The sequence below is a fragment of the Nostoc sp. genome (genome assembly GCF_036917195.1).
In the GTDB taxonomy this organism is placed as follows: Bacteria; Cyanobacteriota; Cyanobacteriia; order Cyanobacteriales; family Nostocaceae; genus Nostoc.
Genome location: NZ_JBALDG010000005.1, coordinates 112,557 through 132,586, shown reverse-complemented (window position 1 = coordinate 132,586; position 20,030 = coordinate 112,557). Strand labels below are relative to the sequence as shown.

The window sequence follows — 20,030 nt, the reverse complement described above, 5'->3', positions numbered from 1 at the left end:
AGAGGACATTTCCAAATGGAGACAAAGTAGATAGAATCAGAAATATTATATTTAACAAACTATTTATGCAATGGGCTAATTTTCTAGCTAAAGAAGCTGCTATTAATGGTTTATCTCTAGAACAAACGGCAGCTTTTGCAAAGGATTTTAAGATAGAAAACTTAAGAAAAAGTGAAGCTAAACTTGCCAGCGAATTAAACGTTGATATTGCTGCTTTCAGAAAGTGGATGGGTGAGGTATATGACAAGTTTACCCAGAATTATCCTGAGTTAGCGACTTTCAACGGTCAGGACAAACTAGAGAAGTTACAAGCTTACCTGAGGGCAAAATATAATAGCGAATTGGATGTCCTTAAACCATTGGCGGCGATGAAATTATTAAAATCGCTAATTGGTAGGGAACGACTGCAACAAGAAGCTTGGATTGCGAGAAGAATTTGTAAATTTTTGAGATATTTGCCCTTAGCGTTAGAGTTAGTGGGGCGATATCTAAATAAAATGCTAGATTTGTCTCTGAAAACAGTGCTGAAGCGGTTAGAGAAGAAACGAGTGGAACATGAATCAGTGGTCAATGCTAACTCATTGATGCATTATGAATACGGTGTAGCTGAAGTTTTTGAATTAAGTTGGGAACAATTGGATGAGAATGCACAAAGCTTTGGCTGTTTGCTAAGTTTGTGTGCCTTAGCTGATATTCCCTTATCTGTTGAGACGATAGGAGATGACAAAAAACAACGACTCAATGAAAAAGCCATAGCCGATTTACTAGAATTGCATTTGCTAGAACAGGAAAGTAAAGGAATTTATCGTCTAAATCCACTGATTCGGCAACTTTTTCAAATGAAGTTGGATAAGTCAGGTGAGGCGGATGAAGCAAAAACTAAATTTGCAGTGATGATGCTAGAGGTAGCAAAGCTAATTCCGCAACAGCCTAATCCTGAAGAGATTCTTAACCTCACTCCACATATCCCGCACATTACAGAAGTTGCAATCCACCTATCACAGTATCTTAGTGATGAAAATCTAATCACTCTGTTTACCAAATTAGCCTGGTTTTCTCAAGGTCAAGGACTTTATCAACAAGCAGAACTTTGGTTACAGCAGTGTGTAGAACTGACTAAAAATCGTCTTGGTTTAGAACATACTGATGTCGCCACTAACCTAAACAATTTAGCAGGACTTTACGAATCTACAGGACGTTACAGAGAAGCCGAACCGCTGTATAAACAAGCTTTAGAACTCCAGAAACGCCTACTAGGAGACAACCATCTTGATGTCGCCACTAGCCTGAAGAATTTAGCACAACTTTACGATTCTACAGGACGTTATAGGGAAGCCGAACCGCTGTATAAACAAGCTTTAGAACTCCAGAAACGCCTGCTGGGAGAGGAACATTCCCATGTCGCCACTACCGTGAGCTATTTAGCATTACTCTACGAATCTACAGGACGCTATAGCGAAGCTGAACCTTTGTATCAGCAAGCTTTGAAACTGTGGAAACGCCTAGTTGGAGAAGAACATCCCCATGTCGCCACTACCCTGAACAATTTAGCAGCTTTGTACTGTTATACAGGACGCTACAGTAAAGCGGAACCCTTGCTCAAGAAAGCTTTAGAAATGAGAAAACGCTTGCTGGGAGACAACCATCTTGATGTCACCACTAGCTTGAATAATTTAGCGCAACTCTACGAATCTACAGAACGCTACAGCAAAGCCGAACCTTTGTATCAGCAAGCTTTAGAACTGAGTAAACGCCTGCTAGGAGATAATCATCCCGATGTTGCCATTAGCCTGAACAATCTAGCAGCACTCTACCGTCATACAAGACGCTACAAGAAAGCCCAACCCTTATTTGAGCAAGCTTTGAAAATTTGTGAACAAACTTTAGGTGTAAGTCATTCTACTACTATGACGATTCGGGCAAATTATGCAAGCTTTTTAAGAGAAGCATATCACTAGCGATCGCGTAGCGAAAGGAGGCGATCGGATAACCGTTTTGAATTTCAAACTTGAAACTTGAGGTTCAGAAGCTCAACGTCTACCTTCAAAAGCTAATACGCTTGGGTTATAGCCTTAACCCAAGCGTATTGAGATTGACCCATCTTGAAAGTCACTTGCTTGTCAAAAAATGTTTGGATAATGGAAAAATAGAATTATTCTCGTGTTTAAATTCGCAAGTCTCAAACATGCATTAAATAATGCAACGCAAGAATCTTCTCTACCAGCGGCTTTGCCAACAATTTCATTATCCAAAATTTAAACATCATAAATTCGGTGAAAGTTTACTTACATCCTAAAGACTTGCGAGTATCTACACCAGTTTTAGAATTAACACCACTTGCCTTAACACAAAGTTTTTTCACTTGCGTTCCATCTAAAATCGCATTCGTAAAATCAGCACCTGTAATATCCACGCTATCAAAAGTAGAACGCAGCATCATTGCATCGGTCAACACAGCATCACTTAAATCAGCGTCCTTAAACCTTGTTAGATAGGCTATGCCTTCACTAAAATCTGCACCACGCAGATTTACTCCTTCCAATAGAGTACCGTTAAACACGCCACCACGTAAGTCAGCATTGCTAAAATTAGCATTCTCTAATTTGAGATTGGTAAACTCAGTGCCAACTAAACTTTGACCAGAGTAATCCTTGGCTTTAACATCATTAGCCACAGAACGGGTAATACTGGAAGAACTTGCAGCTTGCGCCGATAGGGGAAACAAAAAAAGAACCATAGCTAAGACAAAGCTAGCTAACAGTTGCCAATATTTCATAATGTCTTCTTAATAAATCTCAACACTTTCACCATTAACTATTAAACCTCACAGAAGGGGACAAGGGGGACAAGGAAAATAATCATGCTCAATGCTCCAGTTCAATACACAATACTGTAAAACCTAGAAAGCATCTCTTAGGATGATAGATGTTGAGGTGCGATCGCATAATAATTACCTGTGGCTAATCAAGAAGAAAATGCCCAATCTTTGGCGCGAACCCCTTTATATCAACTGGGTGTAGAACTCAAAGCACGTCTTACCAGCTTTGGTGGCTGGGAAATGCCTGTGCAATTTAGTGGCATTAGCCGCGAACACGATGCTGTAAGAAATACAGCCGGAATGTTCGATATTTCCCACATGGGCAAATTTACCCTCCAAGGTAAAAACCTGATTTCTCAACTCCAGCCTCTAGTGCCTTCAGACTTGAGTCGTTTACAAGCTGGTCAAGCTCAATACACCGTATTATTAAATCTCCAAGCGGGAATTATTGACGATATCATTGTTTATTACCAAGGTGAAGACACCAGTGGCATACAGAAGGCATTGATCATCGTCAATGCGGCAACATCCAGTAAAGATAAAGCATGGCTATTGCAACATCTTGACTTGGATAAAGTACAATTCCAAGACCTTTCACCAGAAAAAGCCTTAATCGCTGTGCAAGGGCCAAAAGCGATTAAATATCTTCAACCCGTAGTGCAAGAAGACTTACAGCCAATCAAAGCCTTCGGACATTTAGAAGCAACCCTACTAGGGAAACCTGCCTTCTTAGCCCGCACAGGTTACACCGGAGAAGATGGCTTTGAGGTGATGGTAGACCCAGATGTGGGGGTAGAATTGTGGCGAAATCTCCATAATGCTGGTGTTATCCCCTGTGGACTTGGTGCGAGAGACACCCTGCGAGTAGAAGCGGCGATGGCACTTTACGGACAAGATATTGATGAGACCACCACACCCTTAGAAGCAGGTTTGGGGTGGCTAGTTCACTTAGATACCAAAGGCGAATTTATTGGTCGGGAAGTTTTGGAACAGCAAAAAGCTACTGGAGTGCATCGCCGATTGGTAGGTTTGCAAACCCAAGGACGCAACATTGCCCGTCACGGTTACCAAGTGTTATCCGCAGGTAAAGTTGTGGGAGAAGTTACCAGTGGCACTCTGTCACTTACACTTGGTTATCCTGTTGCATTAGCTTACGTTCCCACCCAGTTAGCAACTGTCAGTCAGCAGCTAGAAGTCGAAATTCGCGGCAAAGCTTATCCAGCAGTTGTAGTTAAACGTCCCTTTTATCGGTCAAAAAATCGTGTTACTAACTGATAAGTGCCGAGGTTTTTGAGGAATAATGTGTTGTGAGTTACTCAATTTACAGTCAGGTTCATTACCAGATATGGCTTGGATGATTGGGGCAATAATTTATTTGATAAGGGAGAGGAAGTAATATGTCTTTTGAATATCCTCAAGATTTCAGATACCTGGATTCTCATGAATACGTGCGACTAGATGGCGAAATTGCCACCGTTGGCATTACTGAGTTTGCCGTACATGAATTGGGTGATATTGTCTTTTTGGAACTGCCAGAAATTGGCGACGCTCTTACCAGAGGAGAAAACTTTGGCACAATTGAATCTGTGAAAGCCGTTGAAGAACTAAATTCACCCGTCACAGGCACAGTTATAGAACGCAATGAAGCCTTAATTAATTCTCCCGAAGAAGTGTCAGAAGACCCCTACGGGGAAGGGTGGTTTTTGAAAGTGCGCGTCAATGACCCTGGTGATGTTGAGGATGCCTTGACAGCGGATGAGTATCGCGCTCTGGTGGAAGGAGAGTAGAAAAGAGGCAAAGGGGCAGAGGGAAAGACTTGCTGCAAGTTACCCTTTGCTCCCCTACTCCTCTACTTAAGAGCCTCTTCTCACTCCACCGGTAGATAAGTCATGAAATTTAGATAAATTGAAAAGTTATACTTACTTCTTATGAGTATTTATTGCAAAATATGAAATAGTACTATCTGGAGAGTAATTTGTGGTATTAAACGCCCCTATTCTCAAGTCTAATCAGCAGCAAGTGCAGGACGAAAAAAGTCAAAAGTTAAGTAGTTTTGTGCCAAGACACATTGGCCCTAACTCTGATGACATCCAGCAAATGCTTAAGGTTTTGGGGTTTTCCAGCCTAGATGCGCTAATCAACCAAACAGTTCCACAGGCAATCCGGCTGAAGCGATCGCTAAAGTTACCAGAACCAGAAAGTGAGTACGCAGCACTGGCATCGTTAAAAAAAGTTGCTGTTAAAAATCAGGTTTTCCGCTCATACATCGGTATGGGATATTACGACAGTATTACCCCACCTGTGATTGCGCGCAATATCCTAGAAAACCCAGGTTGGTATACTGCCTACACTCCTTATCAGCCAGAAATTGCCCAAGGGCGACTCCAAGCGCTGCTAAATTTCCAAACCCTGATTATCGACCTCACAGGTTTGGAAATTGCCAATGCTTCGTTACTTGATGAAGCTACAGCAGCAGCTGAAGCGATGAACCTAAGCTATGGTGTCTCCAAAAATCAAGCAAATTCCTATTTTGTCTCTGGTGAGTGCCATCCCCAAACTATCGACGTGTTACAAACACGTGCTCAACCATTAGGGATTAAGATTATTGTTGGCGATCATCAAACCTTTGATTTTGATCAACCAATTTTTGGGGCTGTTCTGCAATATCCTGCAACTGATGGCACTATTTACGACTATCGCGCTTTTATAGAAAAAGCCCATGCTAAGGGTGCATTGGTGACGGTAGCAGCAGATCCTTTAAGTCTAACTTTGCTCACCCCTCCAGGGGAATTTGGCGCTGATATTGCGGTCGGTAGTACCCAGCGCTTCGGTATTCCGTTGGGGTTTGGGGGACCTCATGCGGCATACTTTGCTACAAAGGAAGAGTATAAGCGGCTGGTTCCAGGGCGAATTGTGGGAGTATCAAAAGATGCCCAAGGGAAGCCTGCATTACGTCTGGCCTTGCAAACCCGCGAACAACATATCCGCCGCGAAAAAGCTACTAGTAATATTTGTACAGCACAGGTGCTGCTGGCGGTAATGGCGAGTATGTACGCGGTCTATCATGGGCCTGCTGGACTGAAGCAAATTGCTGAAAATATCCACTCCTTGACGGTGTTACTGGCACAAGGACTGAAGCGTTTGGGTTACAGCGTCGTTTCAGAATCTTTCTTTGATACGCTGCGAGTAGAACTGGGAACACACAATTTAAAAGATATTCTGGCAAATAGCGAACAACTTCAAATTAACCTGCGGATTTTTGATGCAACTGCTGTTGGGATCTCGCTGGATGAAACAACTACACCAGAAGACTTAATCGACCTCTGGCAGATTTTCGCTGGTACAGATGATTTACCTTTTAGCTTAGAAGAATTAACTTTTCCCTGTCTTCCCCATCTCTCCCTCTCCCGTACAAGTACATATCTCACCCACCCAGTTTTTAACCGCTATCACTCAGAAACTGAGTTATTGCGCTATCTGCATAAGCTAGAAAGCAAGGACTTGTCGCTGACAACATCGATGATTCCCTTGGGTTCTTGCACAATGAAGTTGAATGCGACTGCTGAGATGATTCCGGTAAGTTGGGAGGAATTTGGCAAGATTCATCCATTTGCTCCGGCGTCGCAAACGCAGGGTTATCAAATTTTATTTAAGCAACTTGAGGCATGGTTAGCTGAAATTACTGGTTTTGCCGGAATTTCTCTGCAACCAAATGCTGGTTCTCAAGGGGAATACGCCGGACTTTTAGTGATTCGCCAATATCACCAAAGCCGTGGAGAAGGACACCGCAACGTCTGTTTGATTCCGACTTCGGCACACGGGACAAATCCAGCGAGTGCGGTAATGTGCGGGATGAAAGTGGTAGCAGTTGCCTGTGACTTACAAGGTAATATTAACGTTGATGACCTGAAGGCTAAGGCAGAAAAATACAGCAATGAACTAGCCGCCTTAATGGTGACATATCCCTCAACTCATGGTGTTTTTGAGGAGCCAATTCAGGAAATCTGCGCTATTGTCCATACCCACGGTGGACAAGTTTACATGGATGGGGCAAATATGAACGCCCAAGTGGGAATTTGTCGTCCTGGAGATATTGGTGCGGATGTCTGCCATTTAAACTTGCACAAAACCTTCTGTATTCCTCATGGTGGCGGTGGGCCTGGTATGGGGCCCATTGGGGTAGCCTCTCATCTCGTGCCTTTTCTCCCTGGACATGCTGTAATTGGGACTGGGAACTGGGGACTGGGGACTAGGAAGGAAGAAATTCCTAATTCGCAGCATATTGGTGCTGTGGCTGCTGCACCTTGGGGTAGTGCTAGTATCTTGGTGATTTCTTGGATGTACATCGCTATGATGGGTGCAGCTGGTTTGACCCAAGCAACTAAAGTGGCGATTCTCAGCGCTAACTACATCGCCAAGAGACTGGAATCGTACTATCCAGTTTTGTATCAAGGGAAAAATGGTCTAGTTGCCCATGAATGTATTTTAGATTTGCGATCGCTCAAAAAATCAGCTGCGATCGAAATCGATGATGTTGCCAAGCGTTTGATGGATTATGGTTTCCACGCGCCGACTGTCTCTTGGCCTGTAGGAGGTACAATCATGGTGGAACCTACAGAAAGTGAATCTCAACAAGAGTTGGATCGTTTCTGTGATGCGTTGATTTCTATTCGCCAAGAAATCGCTGAGATTGAATTAGGTAGGGTGGATATCCAAGATAATGTTTTGAAGAATGCACCCCACACTGCCGAAAGCCTGATCACCGGAGAATGGCATCATTCCTATTCTCGTGAACAAGCTGCCTACCCCGCACCTTGGACTCGTGAACATAAGTTTTGGCCGGCTGTCGGTCGCATTGATTCAGCCTTTGGTGACAGGAATTTTGTTTGTTCTTGTCTGCCAATGGATGCTTATTCCTCATAAAGCCGTACAGTTTAGTTAAAACTTGCTCCCCCCAACTCTCGTTTTTAGAAAGTTAGGGGGATTTTTTTATAGTTCCTTCCTTCTTATCTTTTCAGGCTTATTATTGACCAATACAGTTCAGTTAAGCATTTCTCCCTTCTCTTCCTTTGCGTTCTTTGCGTCCTTCTCTACGAGACGCCAAGGACGCAAAGAGAAGAAAGAAGAAAGAGATATGTAATTTTCATAAATGATTTAGGATTGCTATCTTATTGACTATTGATTAACTCCTCCAATTCTTTTTCTAAAGATAAAGGCTGATACCCCAATCCAAAAGCTTTGGAACTATCCAAAGAAACATCTGCTGGTCTAGCTGCTGCCATTTTCACATCTTGTTGTCGGCAGAATTTGAGCTTGGTGGCGGGAAGTTGAAATACCTCAACTAATAACCGCCCAAAATCATAGCGAGAAATTCGCTCTTTGCCGCCTAAGTGAATGATGCCGTTAACTTTTTCCAATGCTAATAATAGCCCTCTGGCGGCAGTTTTTCCACTTACTGGTGTGCGGAATTCATCAATAAATAAACTTAGTTCTTCTTCTGCTTGTAAAGTTTGAATAAATGGCTGAATAAAGCTTTTAGCTGTGGGTGTTGCTGTGCCAAACATCAACGGCATTCTACACACTGCGGTCATGGGATATCGCTCTAGCATACTTACTTCAGCTATGGCTTTTTGCTCACCATAAAGATTGACAGGATACACGGGATCTGTTTCTCGATAGGGGGCATTTAAGCCATCAAAAACTAAGTCACTTGAGGTAAAAGCACAAGGTATAGAATTATCAGCACAAAGTCCGGCAATATTGTCGGATGCTATGACGTTAATTGCGTGCGATTCTTCGGGATGGGTTTGACAAAAATTTGGTTGCGAATGTGCAGCAGTATGAATAACTGCTGTTGGTTTAATATCATTAAATATGCGCTGCAATTCCTGAAAATCTGTTAAGTTAACTTTTAACATTTTGATATCAGGAATATTTAGATAATGGGAAAAATAAGTACCATAAACTTCCCATTCTTGTTGTGCAAGCTGGCAAAGATGCCATCCCAAAAAGCCACTTGCTCCGGTAATTAGCAATTTTTTCATATTTTATTTAAAAAAATTTAATTCGGTTCAAAAGACCGCTTTGATTATACTTTACAAAATGATTGCAAGAAACTATTGAAGTAATTCCTGAAACTGCTTTTTATTACGCACTTTTTTAAAGTCTGGGTCAGTTTTTGCTAACTTCTTATATTTATCAGGAACAAGCTCAATTGCTTTATCTAAATTCTCAATTGCTAATTCTAAATTATTTTGTAAAGCATAAGAGCAAGCTTTGTTGTAATATACTTGGTGCAAATCTGGCTTGATAGCGATCGCTTTATCATAAGATGCAATAGCATCTTGGTAACGGTGCAACTTTGTCAGAGCAATGCCGCGGTTAATTAAGGCTTCATATTTGTCGGGTTTGATAGCGATCGCTTTGTCGTAAGATGCAAGAGCATCTTTGTAGCGTTGCAACGATGTTAAGGCTATGCCACGATTATACCAAGCTTCATATTTGTCAGGTTTGATGGCGATCGCTCTATCGTAAGATGCAAGAGCATCTTTGTAGCGTTGCAACGATGTTAAAGCTATGCCACGGTTAATCCAAGCTTCAGGACTGTCAACTTTGATGGCGATCGCTTCGTCGTATGCTTTTATTGCATCTTCGTAACGTTGTCCATCTAATAAATAATTACCTTGATGAAAGAAATCTTCTGCTTTTTGCGTAGCCTTCGCTTCTATCAAAAGTTGGGTTACATTACTTTCTTGCACAACTTGTGTAGTATTTTCTATTGATGAGTTTGCCCCACCATTACAGCCAAATGCAAAGAAAACTATTAAGCCAGATGCAACGAAACAGCGCCGAAAAACCATGCTGTACCTACAAAACTGATAAAGATGATCTTAAAAGTTGTTTTTTTGAGTATTATTAAAATACACTAATTTTTACCCATTAATTTATTTACTTATATATATTTTGAGAAATAACTTTTTTGACAATGCGTAGAAGCTTCTAAAAATAAACTGTATGTTACATTATCATATTAAATACATATAAAGCAATTGCTTAGAGCTTATCTCACTCAAAAAATGATTATTTGTGTTTTAATCTAGGTAGCGTAAGCGTGGCTGTCGTAGACATCGCACGCGTTTGGTAATTTCCTTTTGAATTAACGAGGGTGCGATCCCTAACTATCTGAAGCTTACACGCTCGTTGCAACCTCCAGCAAGAACTGCCTTATTCACATTACTCTGCTATCAACGGGTAATGAAAAGTCGCGAGACCATTCATTCCAAGATCCAAAATAATTCCTGGCGGAAATTCCTGCTACTTGCAGAGCAATCAGAGTATTCGCCGCCCTAGAACCTTTAAAACAGTAAACGTACACAATAGAGTCTTCAGTAATACCTACAGATTGACAAATTTCTAAGATTTCCGTTTTTGAGCGGAACATGGAGATTCCCGATTCAGATGTCATCATCCGATGCCATTCTAACCATACAGCGTTAGGGATTCTACCTTTGCGAGGACAAAAATCAACAGTGTAGGGAGAAGAACTCAGCCCAAGCCATTCGTTGCGATCGCGCACATCTAATTTAATAATTGCTGGATTGTCAATTGCTTGCAACATCTCGGCGGTAGTAACCATCATGTCAGTGTTGGGATGCAATCTAAATATGCTGCTTTCGCGTAATGGTACTTCATCGGTAGTAGGTAATCCCGCTGTCTGCCATGCTCTATATCCTCCGTGTAAGATAGATACCTGAGCGCAACCCAAATACTTGAGTAAGAAAGCTGCTCGACAAGATTGACCATAACCTTTATTTAAAGTATCTTCATAAACAATTAACCGTTCTGCACCAGATATTCCTACCCTGCTGATAATTTCTGCAAAATACTCTTGCAATTTCTTTAATCCTGTTGGGTAAGAATTCTCTAAAAGATAGGTGAAAAAATCTCTAATATTTATGGATTGAGGAATATGAGAAATACTATAATCTTCTTGACTTCGCGTATCGATAATGATAGTTTGTGATGATTTTTCTGCTAAGAGAGACGTGAGTTCTTGAGGAGAAATGAGGAGTTTTGTATTCACGCTTTCATGCTTCTGTTGTCGTACCATTAGGGATTATCGCCCAGGGTAGATTTACATTTTGGAATGCAAATTACAGAAGAATGAATATTGAATGTTATGAGAGAGCTTTTAGGGCTGTGTTATTTTAAAACTGACCAAATCAATTTAGTAAAATTAAAGGTTAAAGATCCCCTCACCCCCCTTAAAAAGTGGTGCTAATTTCCCCCCTTTTTAAGGCGGGAGAAATGGAGGGATCTTATTTGAAAAGTATTGGGTGTTATACCCTAATAAGTAGTCGGACAGAATTACAGTTATTTTCAGGTAAATAGATCACACGGTCGGGGCGCAAGGTCTTGCGCCCCTACGACAGATGTGGTTTCAAATACATGAAAACTGCTGTAATTACACAATGTCATTGCAAGTGTAACGTTCGCGTAGCGTCTCGTAGAGAAAGAATCGCAAGGATTTGGGATTGCTTTACTTCGTACCCTACGGGAACGCCTGCGTAGGATGCCCGTTCGCCGCAAGGCGTCCCGTTAGGGAAGGGCTGTAGGGCGAACGCAATGACTGTAAATATTTTTGTCCAGCTAGTTATCATGTCCGTCTAATTAATTATCAAAAAAACTCTCCGTGTCCCCGTGTCAGCCTTAATGATAAGTGTTCAACCGGAATTGATATAATCCTTTCGGACTTTGTGATCCCAAAATCATATTTTCAGCACAAAGACACAAAAGTACAAAACAGATAGTAGGCTTTAACTTTGCAATGCCTAACTAATCCTAAACACTGACTCAACAGTTGACTTAATCGATTCGCGTGCATCCTTCAAAGTTTGGCTAATAGGATGTTTTGCCTGTAAAAATGCGCGGGCACAATTACGTCCTGGCATTCCCGAAATCGAACCACCTGGATGAGTTCCTGCACCAGTCAAAAATAGATTATCAATTGGTGTTTTGTAGTTCGCTATTTCTGGCAAGGGACGGAAAAATATCATCTGATCTAAAGTCATGTCAACATGGTAATAATTCCCTTTGTACGCACCTAATCTTTCTCCTAGTTCTGCTGGACTTTCTACACGACGGGCGATAGTTGCATCCTTGACATTTGGTGCATAGTCTGCCAATTTATCAATCACCCTATCTGCAACTTTGTTTTTCAATTCATCTGTCCAACCAGTACCTTTCAAACCAGTGCCTTCTGCACCCGCAATTTGATAAGGGGCAAAAAACTCAATCCATGCAGTGTGCTTACCTGGTGGTGCTAATGTGGGGTCTAAATAACTAGGCATCACCAAATACATTGATGGGTCAGTATCAGGAATCTCTCCCAAGGTACATTTGCTATGAGCCTGTTCTACATGAGCCACAGAATCTGCAATCAAGATGGAACCGACGAGATATTCATCTTTGTGGGCGTGGTATGGAAAGCGCAGTGGTTCGTCTAAAGCCAAATCTATCTTAAGGATGGTTTCGTTATTGTTAACGATGCGGCGTTCTAATCTTTCCCATAAATTTGGGTCGGCTCCATCAACTTCGCTTTTATCAGTCATTTGCAAAAATAACCGCTTGGCATCAATATTAGAAATAACCCCGTGTTTCGCACGATATTCTTTACCACCAGCAACCCGCACACCCACAGCTTTTCCATCATCAATTAAAACTTTTTCAACCTGCTGATCTGCGAGAATAACCCCACCTTTACTTGTGACTAAATTCACCAAAGCTTGCACAAGTGCGCCAGTGCCGCCGCGAGGTCTGGCCATTCCAGGATTGTGACGCATTGCCATCATGATTGCACCAATAGCAAGGGTTTTTTGCGATGGTGGCGCACCAAGTTCTGCTGCTAATCTGGCTAGTGGCGCTTTCAGAAATTCCTCATCAAACCACTCGTTAAGTAAATCCTCAGCGCTGGTCAACATTGTACGAATAAAGTCCAGCGTTTTGTTCGGGGAACCGAGAACAGAAAATAAATCTTTCAGTTTGGTAATGTCGTAGTTACCAAGGATTTCTATAACTGATTTTGGCGGTGCATTAAACATGGGAATCATTGCACCTAGCGATCGCTGCCAAAAGTCTACAAATTCGGCGTATTTTTTAGCATCACGTTCACTGTAACGAGCAATTTCTGCACAAGTTTTTTCTAGTGACTTATGTGCTAAGAAATACTTGCCATCAGGATGAGGACAGAAAACAACCGGATCGCAATCCAGATAATGCAAGCCGTATTTTTCTAGTTCTAATTCTTCAACAACTGGCCCCAAGTGAATAAATTCATGGTCAATAGCACACAAGTTAAATTTAAATCCAGGAGCTTCTTGGGGTAAACATTCTTCAGTTGTTGCTGCACCACCGATAACAGAACGCTTTTCTAGTAACAGGACGCTATAACCAGCTTTTAGCAAATAAGCTGCACAAACTAGCCCATTGTGCCCAGCACCAATTAGCACAACATCATACTCTTGCATAGTTGTCACTTTCAAATTAAGTAGCTTTTAAAAGCTTACAAAACTTTTCAAAAATTTACATCATTCCCTAGTCACAAAAATTATCCTTAACTAGTGTCAATACTACTAAAGAGATAGTTCAGTTATTGATGAGGGTATTTGCTTCACTTGAGTTTCTACCAGAAGTGTCAAACTACCCTTTTCTACTTTTATATCTTTAATCTTGAACGCCATATCTTCCCATTTCAAAGATGGTAGATTCATCAGTTCTTTGGCTTTCTGCATTAATGCTGTAACTACTTCTACTGAAATCCCGCCTCCCTCAGTGCAGTTAAAACTCTCCAGCATTGCGGGTTGTGAATGAGTCCGTGGGCGAAGCACCGCAGTGTAGGCTAAAGGGCGAGTATTTCCCTTTTCCTTTAACAGCAATCTTCCTCTACATTCAATTTTGCCTTCACCAGGTAAAAATACTTGAATTTTTTGCGGCTCAAAACTCACAATTTCACCATCTACATCAAAATCAAAGTTTTGCATCTGGCTACTAACAAAGTCTGATGCCAAAGTGCGGTTCATATCCACTTCTGTGAGTACAATCCGAGCAATGGCATTTACAGCCTCATTGAATTCTATTTGACCAAAAAGAGCGCTGAAGGGATTGATGTCAATGCTATCTGTTTGTAGTTTGATTTCCTGCACGCGGATGTCTTTTTGTATAAGCAATCCTTCACCTGCAAACGAAACTCCATCCGCTTGTCCCTGAAGTATTTTGAATAAATCAGTTTGTACATTTATGTCTATTTTTTCTACTTCATCTAACGCTTGGGATACCACCATTTCAGCGCTCTGAGATAGAACTTTTTCTTCCAAGTTATGTTCGTCTTGCATGAGTTAGTATCTCCTAAATATCTTCCTACTACTTACTGTAAAGGCTAGTTCCTAAGGAGCGAATCTACATTGCGGTATATCTAAGTCGGAGGATTAAGTAATCAAGTAAAAAGTCTTGTTTCTTTTCTAAGTTTTGCCTTTTTAGTAACAAACATTTTTACACCACCACTAGGGACAATCGTAATACCACGACGGACTGGATGCACTGGACGTTTATCAGTAAGAGTCAGTTGGAAATTCGATAATATTATGGCTGTTACTAATTTTAATTCATACATAGAAAATGCGCCACCAATGCAACCGCGATAACCGCCACCGAAGGGTAAATATTCATAAGGGGAAAATTTTTGGTTGAGAAATCTTTCTGGGCGGAACTGTTCTGCTTCTGGGTAAGTCTCGGTTCGACGATGGGCTAAATAAATACAAGGAACTAAAACTGTTTCTGATGTAAAATTATGCCCCATAATTTCCACTCTATCTTGTACCATTCGCGGTGTGCAAATTAAAGCAATAGGATGAATTCGCAGTGTTTCTTGACAGACGGCGGTGAGATAAGGTAATTGTGTAATTGCTTCTGGATTTGTGAGATCATCCAAAGTGTTTAGTTCTTGTATTAGCCGATTTTTCACATCTGGGTGAGAGTGAATTAAATAAAATACCCAGGCTAATACGCCAGATGTAGTTTCGTAACCCAACAGCAATAATGAAACTAGTTGATCGCGTAATTCCTTATCTGTTATCTGTTCTCCATTTACGTCACGCGCTGACATCAGCAGGCTGAGAATATCTGTACGCGCAGCATCATTTTGCAAACGTCTTTCAGAAATTTCTGCATAAATGAGTTTGTCAATTTCCTCTCGTCTTTTTAGGAAAATTCCCCAAGGACTCCATCCACCTAAATCTTGTTGCAGCAAAGGAAAGAAAAATAAGCTGGAATACCAAGGTTTAGTTACGTCTTCTAACAAAGAACTTAATTTTTCTTTTAATTGTTGGTAACGCGCACCATGACTAATACCAAATACCACTTGTAAGATAATTTCTAAAGTGATATTTGACATTAAGTTGTGTATATAAATATTTGTACCTGATGTCCAATTTTGTGTAACTTCTTCAGTAATTTGACAAATTGCTTGTCCATAAGACTTTAAATTATCGCCATGAAATGCTGGTAGTAATAATTGCCTCTGTTGTTGATGCGATCGCCCTTCTTGAAATACCAGAGAATTCTCTCCAAACAAAGGTTTAAATACATGGGTTGCTTTCTTAAAATCTAACTTGTGTGCAGGTATGGCAAAACAATCACTAATTGCTTGGGGATGGCTAAAAAAGACTATTGGTGGCGACTTTAAACCCATTACTCGCACAGTGAAAATATCACCATACTTGGTAGCATAATTTTCTAAACTTTTTGTAGGTTGAGCAATTAATTGCAAAGTTTGTAGCAACGCTGGTGTGCGTATATTCTCAAGTACTTTCATTGTTTATTCAATCCTTTTAAGATTTAGTCAGCTGCAAATAATTCAATCGGCTTGGGTTAAGACTTCACCCTCTCTAACGCTCCTTAAAAAGCAGGGAATTATAGCAAGCCTTTTTAAGAGTTTGGGGGAATGTTCCGCAGTTAACTACCACTAAGTAAACCCTATTGGCAAATCATTACCATTAATTTTTACAAGGATAATATTTTTTCTGAATCTTTAGAAGCATTTATGGAAAAACTTACTAAAAATATTTTGGGTATATACCCACTTAAATTACGCCTTTTGGTGTAAAATACCAGTTTTATAATTCATTTTTTTACAAACGTTGTAATATATTACAGCAGTTTTCATGTATTTGAACCACATCTATCGTAGGGGCACAGCATTGCTGTGCCCCTACCGCGTGGTCTATTTACCTGAAAATAGCTGTAAATTAAAATACCTCTATAGACCTCCTTAAAAAAAGACTATGGGGGATTATGTAGAAGTATTGAAAATCTATCTAAATATATAGATGGGAGTTGAAAATTTGCTGAATGCAACCATCAACTGCTGGAGTATTAAACAGTGGTTGTCTGTAGGATGGGCGACTTCACCTGACGTTGACCAGTGACAACCATCTGGATAGGACGATCTGGCCCTGTCACCAAACCACGGCGCTTAGGTCGCACTTCCCCATTGTCAACTAATTCTAATTCAAGGCTGGAAAGGATTTTGACAAGTGCTAGCTTCATTTCCAACTGGGCAAATGCTAGACCAATACAACGTCTTGCACCACCGCCAAAAGGCAAATATTCATAGGCAGAAAATTGCCGTTCTAAAAAGCGTTCTGGCTTAAACTGTTTAGGTTCTGGGTAAATATCTTCCCTCTGGTGGGTCAAATAAATAGAACCAAGTAGGACTGTACCCGGTTCTAGTTCGTAACCACCCAACGATAGAGGTGTTCTTACTACTCTAGGAAAGGTAAGCATACCTACTGGGTAAATGCGTAATGTCTCGGAGCAAACAGCGTTGAGATAGGGTAACTTGAAAATGATGCTGGGGTCTGGGTCATCGCCCAAGCTATCTAACTCTTGCAGTAGCTTTTGGCGCACTGATGGTAGTTTGTAAATCCAGTATAATGCCCATGCTAAGGCTGTCGCTGTGGTTTCATGACCGGCAGCTAACAGAGTAATCAATTCATCGCGCAACTCTTGCTCAGTCATGGGTTGACCTGCTTCATCTCTAGCAGCCATGAGTAAGCTGAGAACATCTGTGCGTGATGAATCTGGTTGTTCTCGACGTTCCCGAATTTCCTCGTAGATGAGTTGGTCAGCTTCCTGCTGACGGCGGATATGTTTTCCCCAGAAGTTAATCGGACCAAAATCCCTTTGCAAAGCGGGGAAATAAAGTAAAGCCACAAGTAACCGAGAACTAGCCTTTTCTAAAAGCTCACCCAAAAATTGCTGTAGTTTTTCGGCGCGAGTCCCTTCATGTAGCCCAAACACAGCTTGCATAATCACCCGCAGGGTAATGGCTTGAGTAGCAGACCGAATATTGAAGGGTTTGCCTATTTGGTATTGGCTGATAACTTTCTGGGTGACATCGGTAATCACCTGGCTATAGTTTCGCATTCTTTCGCCGTGAAAGGGAGGCATTAACAACTGGCGTTGGCGCTGGTGTTCTGCGCCGCTGAGAGTAAATACAGAATACTTCCCCACAAAAGATTCAAACACCTGATTCAAATCACCAGGCGCTTCCAATGCCTTGGTATCATTTGTCAAAATTTGCTGTAATGCTTGGGGGTTGCTGACCATCACTAAAGGAGGAAGATTTTTGTCTAACCTGATAGTAAAAATATCGCCATAACTTTTGGCACAAGTTTCCATAAATGACATCGGATTTGCAATCCAGCGCACCATCTGTGCAAGGGGTGAGATTTGCGGCCCATTTGGTAATTTCATAAATTTTTTTGCTACTTAATATTTTTTTACTACTTAAACTAACTGAAATTTTGATTACATGACCATTTAAGTTACTTATTCTAACGTTGCAAAAAACCAATAAACTGTTACAACCTCAAAGATGTAAAATTTTTGTTAAATTCAACGAGCATCTACAGTTTCATTTCCTCGTCATAAGGTACTCAGCATGACCGCAATCACCCCAAAGGCATCTTCAGCGCTTCCCGATTTTTTTGAAGGTATTCAATATTTTGGTGAAGCGTTACCAGATTTTGAAACTCATGGTGCAACACCTGCTATAGAGTCGGGCAAAGTAGCGATCGCAGATCCCACAGATAAAGCAGCTGTATATCAAACTTTACTGGCTGCCGATGCTTTACGCTACCTGACTTTGCAAGTTACCGCTAGTAAGGCTTCTGGGCATCCCGGCGGATTCGCCAGCCAAGCAGAAGCTTACGCATCTCTTGTCATGCTGGGACACAAGAACATTCTCACTGAAGTCGGACACCACGCCCCTGGATTTTATTGTGCCATGTTCTTGGATCGTTCCCTAGAGGACATGGGAATTTTTACAGTCCAACAATTGCGCGATCGCTTCCGAGAAAAGCACGGACTCTTAGGACACCTTTCTGGTTACATCCCCGGTATTCTCGCACCTGCGGGGCCTTTGGGACAAGGGCAACACTTTGCAATGGCGGCTGCACTGTTACACAAAGATAAGTTATTCCCCTTTACAGTTGGTGATGGTGGATTGGGTGAGCCTTATATTGTAAGTGCGATCGCCCACTTCCATACTGCTTATCCTGCTGTTACCAACTTCTTACCGGTGTTGGTGTGGAACGGTTACAGCCAAGAACATCACAGTATGGTTTCCCTCAAAACCAATGAACAGATGCAAGCATATTGGCAAGGTAACGGTTTTGATGAAGTTATATTAGTTGATGCCAAGGATTTCGACGATCAAAACCAGCCAGGTGATTATGTTGATAGTACTGCTTTTTCTTTTGAAAAGCGCCTAGAATTTACTCAAGCAGTACTTTCAGGTGTGGATAAAGCAGCGCGATCGGCACTGGGCGGTAAACTTACCGTATTTATAATTAAACAACTCAAAGGTGCAGGAGTCCACGCGCGGGGGTCAAAATCTCACAATCTCTATCCCAAAGATACACTAAATGCTCCCCATATTATTAGTGCATTGCAAAGCCGTGCTTTGTCTGCGGAAGCTTGGCAATTAGTGCGGACAAATGCAGAACGCGCTGGCGGTGGCCCAGCAGCGAAAACTGTGGTGACAGAATTTGAATTTCCATTACCAGATTTAGGTGAATTATCTTTAGAAGAATATGCAGTCGGTGTTGAACCCAAAGTTTCCACAACAGCGATGGGACGATTGGTAGGAATAGTTGGAAATAAAGATCAGAATTTCCTCGTCACCAACGCCGACGGTAACGAAGCATCTGGAATTGCCAACATCAACCAAGCATTAAAAATTATCCACCCCACAACCGACGATTTATATTACCAAGCACCAAATGGACAAGTTTATGAACCATTGAGTGAAGATGCTTGTGCCGGTTTAGCTGCGGGTTTGGCGTTAATGGGTGCGAGAACTTTGTGGTGTTCTTACGAATCTTTTGCCATCAACGGATTACCAATTTGGCAAACTGTAACCCAAGCAATGGCAGAATTGCGTCGTCAAACTCCCTCGACTATTACTTTATTCACAGCTGGCGCATTAGAGCAAGGGCGCAACGGTTGGACTCACCAACGTCCAGAAATTGAAGCTTACTTTGCTTCGTTGATGCGAAATGGCAATGTTTTCCCCTTATTTCCCCCCGATGCCAATAGTATTCAAGTCTGTTATGAGTGGGCACTGAAAAGTAAAAATAAGGGAATTGTAATTACTGCAAGTAAAACGCCATTGCAAATTCGTACCACTTTTGAACAAACTCGTCAAGGGTTGCGTGATGGTGCGGTGGTGTTACATGAAGTCGCTGGTGATAAGCAAGTTGTATTTGCTGTGATTGGCGATATGACATTAATGCCAGTATTTGAAGCTGCTGCTTTCTTGGAAACTGAAGGTATTGGTGCGAAGATAGTTTCTGTGATCAATCCTCGGCAATTGTACCGTAGCCACGATACTGCTTGGGATATATGTTCTGAACCTGAAGGCGGTTTCTTAGATGATGCCAAATTTGCGGAATTATTTGATGGTGATGCGCTAATTGCTGTCACTGGTGGCGCTGCGGCGATGCTAGAACCAATTTTATTACGGAGTACGGCCAAGCGCGACACTTTCGCTTGGAAGCGTGGGGAAACTACAGCCAGTGCTGGAGAATTGATGGCGTTTAATGGATTGACTGCTGAAGCGTTAACGAAACGTGCGATCGCATTAGTGCATTAA

At 41.6% G+C, this 20,030-nt stretch carries 13 protein-coding genes; 5 read left to right on the top strand and 8 right to left on the bottom strand.

What is annotated here, in order from left to right; translation table 11 throughout:
* Window positions 1–65: 65 nt before the first annotated feature.
* Window positions 66–1,958, top strand: a complete 1,893-nt coding sequence (locus V7K40_RS01170) for a tetratricopeptide repeat protein (protein ID WP_334955988.1) — start codon at window positions 66–68, stop codon at window positions 1,956–1,958.
* 323 nt (window positions 1,959–2,281) lie between these two features.
* Here the strand turns inward: V7K40_RS01170 and V7K40_RS01165 are convergent, their stop codons facing one another.
* Window positions 2,282–2,776 (bottom strand): pentapeptide repeat-containing protein, encoded by a 495-nt coding sequence (locus V7K40_RS01165; protein ID WP_334955987.1) that lies wholly within the window; start codon window positions 2,774–2,776, stop codon window positions 2,282–2,284.
* 180 nt (window positions 2,777–2,956) lie between these two features.
* Between V7K40_RS01165 and gcvT the strand changes: the two genes are divergently transcribed.
* From gcvT to gcvP, 3 genes are all read left to right on the top strand, one after another.
* The gene (gcvT, locus tag V7K40_RS01160) at window positions 2,957–4,093 is read left to right on the top strand and encodes a glycine cleavage system aminomethyltransferase GcvT (protein ID WP_334955986.1); all 1,137 of its coding nucleotides are present in this window, start codon (window positions 2,957–2,959) and stop codon (window positions 4,091–4,093) included.
* Between the two features lie 122 nt (window positions 4,094–4,215).
* Window positions 4,216–4,605: a glycine cleavage system protein GcvH gene (gene gcvH / locus V7K40_RS01155; protein WP_273763440.1), complete on the top strand. Its 390-nt coding sequence runs from the start codon at window positions 4,216–4,218 to the stop codon at window positions 4,603–4,605.
* Window positions 4,606–4,795: 190 nt separating this feature from the next.
* Entirely contained in the window at window positions 4,796–7,741 is a 2,946-nt protein-coding gene (gene gcvP, locus V7K40_RS01150; RefSeq protein ID WP_334955985.1) for an aminomethyl-transferring glycine dehydrogenase, read from the top strand.
* 245 nt (window positions 7,742–7,986) lie between these two features.
* Here the strand turns inward: gcvP and V7K40_RS01145 are convergent, their stop codons facing one another.
* The 7 genes from V7K40_RS01145 to V7K40_RS01115 form a co-directional block, all read right to left on the bottom strand.
* Window positions 7,987–8,862 carry an NAD(P)-dependent oxidoreductase gene (locus V7K40_RS01145; protein WP_334955984.1) on the bottom strand — a complete coding sequence of 292 codons (876 nt, stop codon included), beginning with the start codon at window positions 8,860–8,862 and terminating at the stop codon, window positions 7,987–7,989.
* Between the two features lie 72 nt (window positions 8,863–8,934).
* A complete protein-coding gene (locus V7K40_RS01140; protein WP_334955983.1) occupies window positions 8,935–9,678 on the bottom strand; it encodes a tetratricopeptide repeat protein in 744 nt (247 codons plus the stop codon).
* A 368-nt stretch (window positions 9,679–10,046) separates the two neighbouring features.
* Window positions 10,047–10,901 (bottom strand): sulfurtransferase, encoded by an 855-nt coding sequence (locus V7K40_RS01135; protein WP_334955982.1) that lies wholly within the window; start codon window positions 10,899–10,901, stop codon window positions 10,047–10,049.
* Between the two features lie 748 nt (window positions 10,902–11,649).
* Window positions 11,650–13,344, bottom strand: coding sequence for a beta-carotene ketolase CrtO (gene crtO / locus V7K40_RS01130; protein WP_334956044.1), 1,695 nt, complete (start codon window positions 13,342–13,344; stop codon window positions 11,650–11,652).
* 105 nt (window positions 13,345–13,449) lie between these two features.
* Window positions 13,450–14,208: a DUF2993 domain-containing protein gene (locus V7K40_RS01125; protein WP_334955981.1), complete on the bottom strand. Its 759-nt coding sequence runs from the start codon at window positions 14,206–14,208 to the stop codon at window positions 13,450–13,452.
* 101 nt (window positions 14,209–14,309) lie between these two features.
* On the bottom strand, window positions 14,310–15,686 hold the full coding sequence (locus V7K40_RS01120; RefSeq protein ID WP_334955980.1) for a cytochrome P450: 1,377 nt from the start codon (window positions 15,684–15,686) through the stop codon (window positions 14,310–14,312).
* Between the two features lie 560 nt (window positions 15,687–16,246).
* Window positions 16,247–17,629: a cytochrome P450 gene (locus V7K40_RS01115; protein WP_334955979.1), complete on the bottom strand. Its 1,383-nt coding sequence runs from the start codon at window positions 17,627–17,629 to the stop codon at window positions 16,247–16,249.
* A gap of 187 nt (window positions 17,630–17,816) precedes the next feature.
* Between V7K40_RS01115 and V7K40_RS01110 the strand changes: the two genes are divergently transcribed.
* Window positions 17,817–20,030, top strand: a complete 2,214-nt coding sequence (locus V7K40_RS01110) for a phosphoketolase (protein ID WP_334955978.1) — start codon at window positions 17,817–17,819, stop codon at window positions 20,028–20,030.

Bases quoted from the DNA above. Each gene is read 5' to 3' on its own strand.
- V7K40_RS01170 (WP_334955988.1), top strand. From the start codon at position 66: ATGCAATGGGCTAATTTTCTAGCTAAAGAAGCTGCTATTAATGGTTTA.
- V7K40_RS01165 (WP_334955987.1), bottom strand. From the start codon at position 2,776: ATGAAATATTGGCAACTGTTAGCTAGCTTTGTCTTAGCTATGGTTCTT.
- gcvH (WP_273763440.1), top strand. From the start codon at position 4,216: ATGTCTTTTGAATATCCTCAAGATTTCAGATACCTGGATTCTCATGAA.
- V7K40_RS01145 (WP_334955984.1), bottom strand. From the start codon at position 8,862: ATGAAAAAATTGCTAATTACCGGAGCAAGTGGCTTTTTGGGATGGCAT.
- V7K40_RS01140 (WP_334955983.1), bottom strand. From the start codon at position 9,678: ATGGTTTTTCGGCGCTGTTTCGTTGCATCTGGCTTAATAGTTTTCTTT.
- crtO (WP_334956044.1), bottom strand. From the start codon at position 13,344: ATGCAAGAGTATGATGTTGTGCTAATTGGTGCTGGGCACAATGGGCTA.
- V7K40_RS01125 (WP_334955981.1), bottom strand. From the start codon at position 14,208: ATGCAAGACGAACATAACTTGGAAGAAAAAGTTCTATCTCAGAGCGCT.
- V7K40_RS01120 (WP_334955980.1), bottom strand. From the start codon at position 15,686: ATGAAAGTACTTGAGAATATACGCACACCAGCGTTGCTACAAACTTTG.
- V7K40_RS01115 (WP_334955979.1), bottom strand. From the start codon at position 17,629: ATGAAATTACCAAATGGGCCGCAAATCTCACCCCTTGCACAGATGGTG.
- V7K40_RS01110 (WP_334955978.1), top strand. From the start codon at position 17,817: ATGACCGCAATCACCCCAAAGGCATCTTCAGCGCTTCCCGATTTTTTT.